9 protein-coding genes, 1 tRNA gene and 2 rRNA genes (1 of these 12 only partly in view) are annotated in these 12,768 nt (G+C 57.1%); 6 read left to right on the top strand and 6 right to left on the bottom strand.

Annotation, left to right across the window (positions count from 1 at the left end; translation table 11 throughout):
* The first annotated feature begins 179 nt into the window (after window positions 1-179).
* Entirely contained in the window at window positions 180-1,457 is a 1,278-nt protein-coding gene (locus ACSYTG_RS00580) for an MFS transporter (RefSeq protein ID WP_489784145.1), read from the top strand.
* Here the strand turns inward: ACSYTG_RS00580 and ACSYTG_RS00575 are convergent.
* Together ACSYTG_RS00575 and ACSYTG_RS00570 are read right to left on the bottom strand one after the other, a co-directional pair.
* Window positions 1,454-2,116, bottom strand: a complete 663-nt coding sequence (locus tag ACSYTG_RS00575; protein ID WP_158093063.1) for a tetratricopeptide repeat protein — start codon at window positions 2,114-2,116, stop codon at window positions 1,454-1,456. The two genes, ACSYTG_RS00580 and ACSYTG_RS00575, sit on opposite strands and share 4 nt — an antisense overlap.
* Window positions 2,117-2,192: 76 nt before the next feature.
* On the bottom strand, window positions 2,193-4,496 hold the full coding sequence (locus ACSYTG_RS00570; RefSeq protein WP_086647100.1) for a TonB-dependent receptor: 2,304 nt from the start codon (window positions 4,494-4,496) through the stop codon (window positions 2,193-2,195).
* Window positions 4,497-4,965: 469 nt separating this feature from the next.
* Here ACSYTG_RS00570 and exbB point away from each other — a divergent pair, with 469 nt between their 5' ends.
* The 4 genes from exbB to ACSYTG_RS00550 all read left to right on the top strand — a co-directional run bounded on the left by exbB (window position 4,966) and on the right by ACSYTG_RS00550 (window position 7,724).
* A complete protein-coding gene (exbB, locus tag ACSYTG_RS00565) occupies window positions 4,966-5,706 on the top strand; it encodes a tonB-system energizer ExbB (RefSeq protein WP_489784146.1) in 741 nt (246 codons plus the stop codon).
* 15 nt (window positions 5,707-5,721) lie between these two features.
* On the top strand, window positions 5,722-6,159 hold the full coding sequence (exbD, locus tag ACSYTG_RS00560) for a TonB system transport protein ExbD (RefSeq protein WP_086647102.1): 438 nt from the start codon (window positions 5,722-5,724) through the stop codon (window positions 6,157-6,159).
* Window positions 6,156-6,998 (top strand): energy transducer TonB family protein, encoded by an 843-nt coding sequence (locus ACSYTG_RS00555; protein WP_489784147.1) that lies wholly within the window; start codon window positions 6,156-6,158, stop codon window positions 6,996-6,998. The genes exbD and ACSYTG_RS00555 overlap by 4 nt, the downstream gene beginning before the upstream one ends.
* 117 nt (window positions 6,999-7,115) lie before the next feature.
* A complete protein-coding gene (locus tag ACSYTG_RS00550; RefSeq protein WP_489784148.1) occupies window positions 7,116-7,724 on the top strand; it encodes a superoxide dismutase in 609 nt (202 codons plus the stop codon).
* 29 nt (window positions 7,725-7,753) lie between these two features.
* Here ACSYTG_RS00550 and ACSYTG_RS00545 read toward each other — a convergent pair whose 3' ends face one another.
* The gene (locus ACSYTG_RS00545) at window positions 7,754-8,821 is read right to left on the bottom strand and encodes an NAD(P)H-dependent flavin oxidoreductase (RefSeq protein ID WP_489784149.1); all 1,068 of its coding nucleotides are present in this window, start codon (window positions 8,819-8,821) and stop codon (window positions 7,754-7,756) included.
* Window positions 8,822-9,081: 260 nt separating this feature from the next.
* Here ACSYTG_RS00545 and ACSYTG_RS00540 point away from each other — a divergent pair, with 260 nt between their 5' ends.
* A complete protein-coding gene (locus ACSYTG_RS00540; RefSeq protein WP_086647105.1) occupies window positions 9,082-9,453 on the top strand; it encodes an HdeA/HdeB family chaperone in 372 nt (123 codons plus the stop codon).
* A gap of 380 nt (window positions 9,454-9,833) precedes the next feature.
* Here ACSYTG_RS00540 and ACSYTG_RS00535 read toward each other — a convergent pair.
* The 3 genes from ACSYTG_RS00535 to ACSYTG_RS00525 form a co-directional block, all read right to left on the bottom strand.
* Window positions 9,834-9,910 (bottom strand) — tRNA-Met (locus tag ACSYTG_RS00535).
* Window positions 9,911-9,964: 54 nt separating this feature from the next.
* Window positions 9,965-10,080, bottom strand: a 5S ribosomal RNA gene (gene rrf, locus ACSYTG_RS00530).
* Between the two features lie 112 nt (window positions 10,081-10,192).
* Window positions 10,193-12,768 (bottom strand): 23S ribosomal RNA (locus ACSYTG_RS00525) (it continues 165 nt past the right edge of the window).

Below are 12,768 nucleotides of genomic sequence, written 5' to 3'. Positions count from 1 at the left end.
CAAAGCTCCCGCAAGCACGCAGCCCTTGCGCGCGCACCTGCCCGTGCATCGCCCGAAGTTGAGTTGCCCCCGCCGGGCCGATGGGGGCAGCGTGCCTTACCTTGTAAAAGCCCGGGAAATCCTTTTTATAAGTGCGCCACAAAATACTTAATTTAAATATGAATTAACGGAATAATCGCATGCCCTCGGCCCCGCAACCGGTTCCTTCCCCCACGCACAAACCCGCCATAACCAACCAGAACGCCTATGTTGTCGCGTGGTTTTTGTGCCTGGTGTTTTACTGGTTGCAGTATTCCACCCGCTCTGCCCCCAGCGTGATGGTGGGCGAGCTTGTATCCGCCTTTGGGCTGACAACCGTTGGTCTGGGCTCCCTGCTGGGGCTTTACTATTACACCTATTCCCTGTGCTCCATTGTCTCGGGTGCCGCGGTGGACAGGTGGGGGGCCAAATACACCATTTCCTTTGGGGCACTGGTGCTGGCAACAGGCACATGCCTGTTTGGCTGGGGCAATGAGTGGATGGCAGGCCTGGGCCGGCTGATGCAGGGTGCGGGCTCGGCCTTTGCGTTTGTCGGGGCCGTTTACCTTGCCGCGCGTGGCTTTTCCAAACAGCATCTGGCAACTGCCGTGGGGGTTACCCAATGCGCGGGCATGATGGGGGGTGCCATGGGCCAGTCTACCGTGGCATGGCTGATCCATGGTGTGCTCAACTGGCATTTTTTCTGGATTGATACAGGCGGGTTGATCGCCCTTGTGGCCGTGTTCATTTTTTTCCTGACCCCGGGCGAGCGCAAGAGCGCCACCGCAGCGCACCGCCCGGCAGGGTCCATGTTCGCGCCTTACAGGAGCGTGCTCTCCAACCCGCAATCCTATTTGTGCGGGTTGTGTTCTGGCCTGCTGTTTTTGCCAACAACCGTTGGCAGCATGACATGGGGCATAACCTTTTTAACCCAGAGCTGGCACATTGGGTACCATGAGGCCGTGATGCGTGCCGCCATGGTGCCAGTTGGCTGGATGGTGGGCTGCCCCGCCCTTGGCTACCTGACCGACCGCATAGGCCGCCGCAAACCCGTGCTGCTGGGTGGCATTGTGGTTATGGCGCTGACAGTTGCTGCCATTATTTACCTGCCGGGCAACACATTCCCCCCTTATGTTCTGGCCTTTATGCTGGGTGTGTCCTCCGGCGCTGCCATGATCCCCTATTCCATTATCAAGGAGGTCAACGCCGATGAGGTAAAAGGCAGTGCAACCGGAGCCATTAATTTTCTGGTGTTTGTCATGAGCGCCATTGCCTCCCCCCTGTTTGCCGCCTTTTTGCAGCATCTGGGCCACGGGCAGGCTTTGACTGGCGTACAGTTTTCGCAGGCGTTCAGCTTTGGGCTGGCGGGTATTGTGCTGGCAGGGGTGCTGACCTTTTTCCTGCATGAAACGGGGCCACGCCGCCGCACCAACCGCTAGGGCTGCCTGCGCAGGCGCTGGTTGGTGCGCTCCATCAGGTCCGCTCCGTAGGGGGCGGGCATGAAGGGCAGAAGTTTCTGCATGGCCATAAAACACGCGTCAAACCCGGTTTCGAGCGTTTGGCAAAAAAACGCCTGTGCGGCTGGAATATCGCCTGCCTGCAAGGCCAGCCGTGCCATGTTCAGCGCCCCCCAGCAATCCCCCGCCTCTGCCGCCGCCATGTAATACTGGCGGGCTACGGCTATGCTGGGCGGGTTATTATCCTCATGCAAAAGTCCAATCATGTTCAGGGCTTTTGCAACACCGGCCTGCGCTGCCCTCACGTAAAGGGCATAAGCCCGCTCCACGTCACGCGGCAGGCCATGCCCTGCCATGTACAGATCCGCCATATTAAAAAACGCCCAGCCGTAATTCTGCTGTGCGGCCATTTCAAAATACTGCATGGCCAAAAGCGGATTGGGGGTTACTCCCCAGCCCCGCTCATAGGCGCGGCCAAGCATGTTCAGGGCCGGGGCAAAGCCACTTCTGGCAGCAACTTCAATCATGCTGAAGGCCGCCTGCATCTGCCCACGGTCCAGATAAATCTGTGCCAGCACAAGCTGCCCCATAGCGGGGGAGGACGGAGTTCCCCCACCCGCGGGCCTTATGGTGGCCGGCACCAGGGGCCTGCCGGGGGTATTCACCCCAGCATGTGGCACACCCCCAGCACCCTGACCTGCACGTTCTGGCATAGGGTTAGAACGTAACACCAACGTTGCCAATAAAGGTGCGCCCGGCAGCCGGCACAGCCCGACTACCCGAGAAGGACGACGCGTAGTTCAGGTGATTGGTAATGTTGTTGGCATTGAACGAAACACGATAATGCCTGTATTCCCATGACAACATCCCGTTAAAATTGAAGTTGTGCGGCATGCGTGCGGTATTGGTCGTATCCGGGCCAGCCCAGTAACCTGATGCATACTGCACCCCGCCCCCAACCTTGAGGTCACCCCAGTTCGGATTAAGGAGTGCGCGGGACAGGTCGTACGAACTCCAGACCGACATGGTGTTATGCGGCACCTGCGGCGCGGTTTTGCCATTGGAAGTTGCGCTGTGGGTCACCTTGCCATCCATATAGGAGTAGGATGCAAAAACCTGCCAGTCGTCGGTAATCTTTCCGGTTGCGCTCAGTTCAACACCACGGATACGGCGGCCACTCCCGGCATCCCCGAAGCCGGTCGTCAGGTCCCCATTGACGTCGGTGTACTGGGAGTTATTTTCACTGATCTGGAAAAAAGCCAGTGTTGTACCCAGTTTTTTGTTCAGGAAGTCAGCCTTGCTACCAAACTCGAACAGGTCACTCCGCTGGGGGGAAAGATCAACCCCCTTTTGCGCCACGTCATGCGTGGTGGCCCTGAGCGTGACCTGAGAGGACACATCCGTGCCAACCGGCTTATACGAGCGGGCAAATGTGAAGTAGAATGAAGCAATTTTGAAAGGTGAATACACAATACTGCCCGATGGGCTCCAACGGTCGGACTTCTGCTCCGCACGACCATTCGCCTGTGTGGCGCGGGAATAGTACGTGCTGGCAAAGGAATCCCACCGCCCGGTGCCAAACAGGGCAAGCTGTTTGGTCAACTGGATTTTATCGGCAATAAACAGGCCAAGATCACGCGCATTGGCGTTGCCGTACCCTGCATCGGGGAAGCGGAGCGTTGTGCCGCTGGCCTGATATTGCGGGTTGCGAATGCTCTGGTCGTTGCTGCGGTTGGCATAGCTGCCCGGCCAGCGGGAATCGCTTGTATAGTTTATATCCACCCCGGCTTTAAGGTCATGTTTGACAAAACCGGTGTTAAAGCGTGCCCGCCCCATAAACACGTTCTGCACCCCCCAGCCCTGCTGGCGGTAAGCGGCACCGCCACCCGCACCATAAGGCAGGGTCGGGTTACCCCCATTAAGGAATGCCGTTGCACACGCCCCACTACAGGCAGCGGGGGTGGTGGCGGCATAGTCACGCTCGTACAGACTAAGCCGCGTATCGTTGCTGATGGTCAGCCAACTGTTGACCTCGGATTTCAGCACCGATGTAATGGTATGAATATTGGACTGGTCGCGGTCAAAACTGCGGGTGTAGCTGGTATTGCGCGGCAGGCCGTATTGGGTAATCGGGCGGTAAATGCCGTTTACCTGCAACATGCTAACCCCGTAATCCGGGTTGCTGTCACTCCCCAGCCACTGCCATGTCAGATGCCACGAGGTTTTGCTGCGCAGGCCAACACCAAAATCCACCGCTGCACCATAGCGGTTGGCGCTGACGTTATTCCGGTCCACAATATCCTGCCGGTTGAACATGCCGTTCACCCGAATGGCCATGTCATTATTGATCTGGTAGTTGATGTCCCCTTCCCCGCGGAAGAGGGGGCCGCTACCAAAAGACTGGTCATAACTAAAGGACTTGCCCAGATGGGCGTGCTTCTGGGTCTGGTTGATCACCCCGCCCACATTGCCCGCGCCAAAATACTCACCCGACGGCCCTTTGATGACCTCTACACTCTCGGTATTGAACATATCGCGCGTGTAGGTGCCAAAATCGCGCAGGCCATCGGTGTACATATCACCCCGCGCCTGCAAACCCCGGATACGGAACTGGTCACCGTTAAGCCCACCTGCGCCCTCACCGGTAGACATGGTAATGCCCGGCACGTTGCTAAGGGCCTGGTCCAGTGTAAAGGCACGCTGCTGCTTGATCAGCTCCTGAGGGACAACACTGATCGTTTGCGGCGTATCCCGCACACTATCTGGCATTCTGGAAATATTGAGTATCTGGCTGTTGGTATTGCCAGACTGGTATCCGTTCTGGTCATCCTGCGTGGCGTGGCCACCAACACGCACGGCTGGCAGTTTGATGGCATGATCAGACGAGGATGGCTCCGCCCCACCTGGCAGGTCCTGTGCCTCGGCCTCCCCTGCGGCAAAACCAAACCCCACCGAAACACCAATGGCCATGGCGGTGCGCAATGTTTTGCCCTGTGCTGGAGGCCGCTGTGAGTAACCCATGCACTATACTCCCCGTTCCGCCCTTGGGATGAGGCGGAACGCTTTCAGAATCTGATTGAAACACACCGCCACATAATTTTAATCAGGTCTGATATGCAAATGATTATCAATAACGATAATTGCCTTGATATGATGATTGTGTTAAATTTACCACAACCAATGCATACCAATCCGGTGCTGTTTTTTTGGTTCCCCCTTACATAATCAGGCTAAATGCAAAACGCCATTTTTTGGACCAGACGGCCTAATTCTGGATTTTTCCAGTTTGATAAAGATTCTCACTTGCAATTAAAATCGCGTTTAGGCATTGCTCAGGCACCGCGCGAGGCCTCATCCGCTCAGGGGTGAGCTGCGCAAAAACCATAGTCCCGGTACGCTCGGGGACAGAAAAAACGCCATAACTACAGAAAATAAAAGGCGTTTTCCCCTTACTGCCAATATCTGGATTGTTACTGAACAGGTAGGAACCATGCCCTCTGCCCCGCAACTTTCGCAGAATTTTTCCCCGTGGGAGATGTTCCTTGGCGCAGGCCCCATTGTGCAGGGCGTTATGGTCATTCTGATACTGGCCAGCCTACTCAGCTGGACAGTACTGCTCGCCAAATCCATCGAGCTCATCCGCACGAAAAAAGGCATGACACAGGCTGAAACCATTCTGGAAGAAGCCGACACGCTGGACGGGGCCGAAGCCCATACGCGCGACTGCCGCATTGCCCACACACTGGTTATGGCCGCCGAAACAGAGCGTGCCCGCTCGCAGGATATTCCTGACGATACGGAAGGGCTGAAAGAACGCATTGTTCTGCACCTTGAACGGCTGGAAGCGGCAGAAAGCCGTCGCCTGCTGCGTGGCACCGGCCTGCTGGCCACCATAGGGGCAACTTCCCCCTTTGTGGGGCTGTTTGGCACGGTCTGGGGGATCATGACATCCTTTACCGGCATTGCCGCCAGCAAGGCCACCAGTCTGGCTGTAGTAGCACCCGGCATTGCAGAAGCCCTGCTGGCAACGGCTCTGGGGCTGGTTGCAGCCATTCCCGCCGTTGTTATTTACAACCATCTGGCCCGCCAGTCGGCCGCATGCCGGGCACAGGTGGGGGATATTGCCTCCCTTGTCATGCGTCTGGTCTCGCGCGATCTGGGGCGGATGCAAAGCCTGCTGGACAAGGGCCGCGTGGTGCGCTTTGGCAGCCGCGCAACCGGCGCAGAATAAAAGGGAGCCACAGCCATGGCCATCCGCCTGCGCCATACAGATGACACCCTCCATGAGGCGCACGAGATTAACGTCACCCCGTTTATTGATGTCATGCTTGTTCTGCTGATCATTTTTATGGTCACGGCCCCGCTGACAACCGTAAACGTACCCGTGGACCTGCCATCGTCCACACAGCAGCCCGCCCCCCGGCCAGACAACCCTGTGTTTGTCACCATAAAAGCCGACCAGACCCTGGCTGTAGGGGAGAACAGCGTTGCCCAGAACGACCTGCCCACCGCCCTGAATACCGCAGCAAACGGGAACAAGGACGAGCGGATTTTTTTGCGCGCTGACAAAACCGTGGATTACGCAACCCTTATGAGCGTCATGGACAAGCTGCGCACGGCCGGGTTCCTCAAGGTGGCTCTGGTCAACCTGCAAGGGCAGGAAGAAGGCGCACAGGTTCCATGAGCACCTCGGCTTCCCCCCTCCCATTCTCTTTCCACCACTGGAAGGCCGAGCGACTACGCAGGGAACAACGCCGCGAGGCACGGTTATGGGGGTTTTCCCTTCTAGGGGTCAGCGCCATTGGCGGGGGCGTTCTTGGCTGGTTCCTGCTGCTGCCAGCACCCACCGCTCCTATGCAGGATGCGGCTCCCCCCGCTATTGCCATGGACCTGACACCCAGCCCACTCTCCATTCCCGCCCCCCCGACAGATGCACCACCGGGGCCGCAGCAGACCCTCTCCCAGCCCGATCCGGCACCCGAGCTGCCGCCGGAAGTTTCCGCCCCGCCAGCACCGGCCCCCAACCCGCCGGTGCCCGTGCCGATGCCGGAAAAACTCCATAAGATTGTTAAAAAGCACACACCTGCGCCACGCCTGCCCACACCCGCACCAGACCTGCGCAAAACAGCAGAACAAACCACCGCCCCGCCAGCCTTTGCGGCGGCCCCGGCCAATACGCAGGCAGCCCCCCCGCCCGGGCTGGCCTCTGCCCAGAATACGCACGAACCTGCCACATGGCAGGGCCTGCTACTGGGCCGGCTGGAAAAATACAAACGCTACCCCGCGCAGGCACAGGCCAACGCTCAACAGGGCACAGCACTGCTGACTTTTACCATGGACCGCAAAGGCCGCGTGCTGTCCGCCAGACTGGCTGGCAGTTCCGGCCATGCCCTGCTGGATGCCGAAACACTGGCCCTTGTCCACAGGGCAGAACCCCTGCCCAGCCCGCCAGAGAGTGTACAGGGCGAGCGGATTACCCTGACCGTTCCCGTAGAGTTTGACCTCAAACAGAATAGTGACTGAAACCAGCCGCCGGGGCGGGAGTTACCAGACAGGAGCAGCTTTGCGCCACACAGGGCGCAAACGCCACGCCGCCCACATGGCAGCGCACCCAAAACGCGACATAAAAGGAAAACCGTTATGGCTTTTGAACTGCCAGCTCTTCCCTTTTCCTATAACGCCCTCGCTGGCAAAGGCATGTGCCAGGAAACTCTGGAACTGCACCACGACAAGCACCATCAAGCCTATGTTACGGCGCTCAATGGCTTTGTGGACAGCAAACCGGAGCTACAGGGCAAATCACTTGAGGAGATTATTCTGGCTGCCAAAGGCAAGGCCGATCTGGCTCCGGTCTTTAACAACGCGGGGCAGCACTGGAACCATATCCTGTTCTGGAACAATCTCTCTCCCAACGGTGGCGCCATTCCCGGCGCACTGGAAGCAAAAATAAAGCAGGATCTGGGCAGCATCGAGACGTTTAAGGAAGACTTCAAAAAAGCCGCCATCTCACAGTTCGGGTCAGGCTGGGCATGGCTGGTGCTGACCCCATCGGGCAAGCTGGCCGTAACCAAAACCGCCAATGGCTCCAACCCGCTGGCCGAAGGGCAGGGGCAGGCCCTGCTGGGGCTGGACGTGTGGGAACACGCGTATTATCTGGATTTCCGCAACCGCCGCCCGGATTACATTACCAACTACCTCGACAAACTGGCCAATTATGAGTTTGCCGAAGCCCAGCTAAAAGCGGCCTGAACCTTCACCCTCCTCTGGCGCAGGCTCACTCACCCACACGGCGTGCGGGCCTGCTCCAGTTCGGCCTTTAGGGTGCTGACCAGCTGGGCGGCGGGCATAGCTCTGGCCAATGGTGCGCCCTGCCCTGCCCAGTGCGCGCCAAACCCTGCTTCCCCCCCAGCTCTGGCTACGGTGTTCAGAGCTTTGGCGGCAGCGTAGGCAATGGGGTAAGCAGGTGGCAGAGGAGCATTTTCCTGCTCGAGCCAGGCGCTCAGGCGGTTAGCCAGCCCACGCGCAGGTCTGCCGGAAATACCCGTGATCAACCGGGTGTGGTATGCGGCTGGCCCCAGCAGCGCCTGCCGGTAAGCTTGGTCCGCGGCAGATTCGGGGCAGGCCACAAACGCCGTACCCATCTGGGCCGCCACGGCCCCCAGTTCCAGTACTGCGGCCACACCTGCGCCGTCCATAACACCACCAGCGGCCACCACAGGGCAACGCCCCTGACGGGCAAGGATACGCGTTAAGGCAAATACTCCCAGAGCATCATCCGGGGCTTCGGCATCAAACACCCCTCTGTGGCCGCCTGCTTCCACACCTTGGGCAATTACGGCATCCATACCCGCCTTTTCGGCCAAGCGGGCTTCCGCCAGACTGGTCACGCTGGCCAGCAGAATGGCGCCAGTGCTGCGCAAAGCCTGCACTTTGGCTGGAGTCGGCAGACCAAAATGAAAACTGATGACCGGCGGCCTGAGCGCCAGCAACATGGCCAGCATATCCGGGTCATCTTCAAAACTGGTATAGGGTGCGGCCAATGCCGCTGGCGCGGGCGCACCATACTGTGCAAACAAAGGGCGGAACCAATCCAGCCAGACGGCCTCCCGCTGCGGGTCGGGCTGTGGCGTGGCATGCACAAACAGGTTGACGTTAAAAGGCCGCTCGGTCCGTGCGCGCACCTGTTCAATCATGCCTCGTGCGCCAGCTGCATCCGTTGCGCCAAGCCCAATGGCCCCCAACGCCCCGGCATTGCTGACTGCGGCCGCCAGAGCTGGTGTGGAAACACCGGCCATAGGTGCCTGTAACACCGGAACACTCAGGCCAAGCTGGTCGATAAAAGACATATCTGCCCTCCTTTTGCCGCGCGCCGGGCCACTCCGGCTTATCCTGCGTAACCGCACCATAAGCACGGTCCAACAATCATCAGAAAAAAATCGATAGAATAATTACCTATGTATAAAATGTATGAGTTTTCTTTCTAAAGCAGAAAAAACCCTGACCTGACCCGGCTCTGCATTATGAACATAGAGATTTTTTAACATAAATATGCCATAGGGCACACTGCAAAGCCCAACAGGCATATTAGCACCAGAAGGAAAGAGCCATGATGCTACGGAATAACACCGTAAAAACCGTTTTTCTTTTAAGCCTCGCGCTATTTGTCTCGCATCCGGCAAAAGCTGAAACCAGTATTATCGGGCTTGGCAATTTTTCTTGTGAAAAATATCTGAAGCTTCTGGATATCAACCCCCGCTCGGACGAAAAGTTCATGGCCTGGGCGCAGGGTTATATTAGCGGGCTGAGCAACGATCTCTCTCAAAGCAACCCCAATTCCAATCCGAACGACTTTGTCAGCAACATGACGTACGGATCCGAGAAAATAAAACAGTCCTGTATCGAAAACCCGGAATCCAAGTTCTACACGGCCGTGGAAAGCGCCTTCCACGACATTGAAAAACATCAGGGCGCAGAATAATCACCGCGGGTGGTCCCTTTTCCACCCCGGCCGGCGCTGCGTTACTGACCTGCGGCTACCACGCGCAGCGCTTTTCAACCTGACTCACACCCAGGGTACATCCCCCGTGAATAACCCTGTGGATAATGTGTATAAACCAAAACGGGAACGACTCCGCATATTCCTATAAATGGCGGAAATCCGGTCCCATATCCCCTTTTCCACAAGCATGCAGCCCGAGCGGCACAATCCCCCCGGTCTACCCCCCCTGCGTCTAGATTTTTACTGGTGCCTAGCTGAGGAGACTGGGATGATTTTCCGTTTTCCTGCACGGGGAATTGACCACAAAAAAACCCGCCGTGGTTGGGCGGGTTTGTCGTGTCTTTTCAGACGTTTATGCGTGGTTGCGGGGGCAGGATTTGAACCTGCGGCCTTCAGGTTATGAGCCTGACGAGCTACCGGGCTGCTCCACCCCGCGGTTGAGAGAGTGCTGATTTTGTTTTGGCTTAGTTTTGTGAGGGTAGACTGGAAGACCTGGCGGCGACCGACTTTCCCGCGGCTTAAGCCGCAGTATCATAGGCGCTGGGGGTTTTCACGGCCGAGTTCGGGATGGGATCGGGTGGAACTCTCCCCGCCATGGCCACCAGGTCATCCAGACTACCCTATAAGGGTGTGTGGATGCGGTTGGTGCGTTTTGGTGTTTTGCGTGTGACGTGGTTATGGATGATTTCTGTGCACGGGCTATCCGTAAGGATAGTGTGAGAGTGAGCCTATTGGGTGATTAGGACCAGTTAGCTGCACGTGTTACCACGCTTTCACATCTGGCCTATTAACGTGGTGGTCTACCACGACCCTCAGGGAGATCTAGTTTTGAGGTGGGTTTCCCGCTTAGATGCTTTCAGCGGTTATCCCGTCCATACTTAGCTACCCGGCTGTGCCGCTGGCGCGACAACCGGTGCACCAGAGGTATGTTCATCCCGGTCCTCTCGTACTAGGGACAAATCCTCTCAAATCTCCAACATCCACGGCAGATAGGGACCGAACTGTCTCACGACGTTCTAAACCCAGCTCACGTACCACTTTAATCGGCGAACAGCCGAACCCTTGGGACCTGCTCCAGCCCCAGGATGTGATGAGCCGACATCGAGGTGCCAAACCTCCCCGTCGATGTGGACTCTTGGGGGAGATCAGCCTGTTATCCCTAGAGTACCTTTTATCCGTTGAGCGATGGCCCTTCCACGCGGGACCACCGGATCACTATGGCCGACTTTCGTCTCTGCTCGAGCTGTCACTCTCGCAGTCAGGCGGGCTTATGCCATTGCACTCAACAGCCGGTTTCCGACCGGCCTGAGCCCACCATCGCGCGCCTCCGTTACACTTTGGGAGGCGACCGCCCCAGTCAAACTGCCCACCATACAGGGTCCCGGACCAGGCTTACTGGCCGCGGTTAGACATCAGAAAAATTCAGGGTGGTATTTCAAGGATGGCTCCACAGGAACTGGCGCCCCTGCTTCAAAGCCTCCCACCTATCCTACACAGAATGTCTCTGATGCCACTGTAAAGCTACAGTAAAGGTTCATAGGGTCTTTCCGTCTGACCGCGGATACCCCGCATCTTCACGGGGAATTCAATTTCGCTGAGCCGATGCTGGAGACAGCGGGGAAGTCGTTACGCCATTCGTGCAGGTCGGAACTTACCCGACAAGGAATTTCGCTACCTTAGGACCGTTATAGTTACGGCCGCCGTTTACCGGGGCTTCAATTCAGTGCTCTCACACCTCCTCTTAACCTTCCGGCACCGGGCAGGCGTCAGACCCTATACGTCGTCTTTCGACTTCGCAGAGTCCTGTGTTTTTACTAAACAGTCGCTACCCCCTGGTCTGTGCCACCCACAAATGGTTGCCCAAATGTGGGTCTCGCTTATCCCGAAGTTACACGAGTAATTTGCCTAGTTCCTTCAGCATCGTTCTCTCAAGCGCCTTGGTATGCTCTACCAGTCCACCTGTGTCGGTTTAGGGTACGGTCTATACGCCAGAGCTATTTCCTGGAATGCTCCAAAAGCCGGTCCAATCCGTTAAGGACCAACAACATATCGCATTCGTCACTTCTGGCAGGTTCAGGAATATTCACCTGATTCCCATCGACTACGGCTTTCGCCCTCGCCTTAGGGGCCGACTAACCCTGCGTGGATTAACCTTGCGCAGGAACCCTTGGACTTTCGGCGACAGTGTTTCTCGCACTGTTTGTCGCTACTCATGTCAGCATTCGCACTTCCGATATCTCCAGAAGGGGTCACCCCGCTTCCTTCACAGACCTACGGAACGCTCCGCTACCGCGCATACATAGTATGCACCCACAGCTTCGGCACGTGGCTTGAGCCCCGTTACATTTTCGGCGCAGGGTTTCTATTAGACCAGTGAGCTATTACGCTTTCTTTAAAGGATGGCTGCTTCTAAGCCAACCTCCTGGTTGTTATGGAATCCCCACATCCTTTCCCACTTAGCCACGATTTAGGGGCCTTAGCTGGTGGTCTGGGCTGTTTCCCTCTCGACAATGGACCTTAGCACCCACTGTCTGTCTGCCAGGCTAAACTTCCGGGTATTCGGAGTTTGGTTGGGTTTGGTAAGGCTTTGGGCCCCCCTAGCCCATCCAGTGCTCTACCCCCCGGGGTCAACACCTGACGGTCTACCTCAATAGATTTCGCGGAGAACCAGCTATCTCCGAGTTTGATTGGCCTTTCACCCCTAGCCACAGCTCATCCCCGACTTTTTCAACAGGCGTGGGTTCGGCCCTCCAGTGCGTGTTACCGCACCTTCAGCCTGGCCATGGCTAGATCACTCGGTTTCGGGTCTTCTGCCAGCAACTATGCGCCCTATTCAGACTCGCTTTCGCTACGCCTACACCTATCGGCTTAAGCTCGCTGCAAACAGAAACTCGCTGACCCATTATACAAAAGGTACGCCGTCACCCCATAAGAGGCTCCGACTGCTTGTAGGCATCCGGTTTCAGGTCTATTTCACTCCCCTCGTCGGGGTGCTTTTCACCTTTCCCTCACGGTACTTGTTCACTATCGGTCACCAGGGAGTATTTAGGCTTGGAGGGTGGTCCCCCCATGTTCAGACAGGGTTTCACGTGCCCCGCCCTACTCAAGGATCTTTAAAAGCACTACGCATACGGGACTATCACCCACTATGGCCGACCTTTCCAGATCGTTCTGCTTCTCTTCTAAAGACCACTGGCCTGCTCCGCGTTCGCTCGCCACTACTAGCGGAATCTCAATTGATGTCTTTTCCTCCAGGTACTGAGATGTTTCAGTTCCCCGGGTTCGCCTCATCAC

It is taken from the genome of Acetobacter sp. ESL1128 (assembly GCF_058505085.1).
This window is presented reverse-complemented; position numbering and strand designations above follow the sequence as displayed.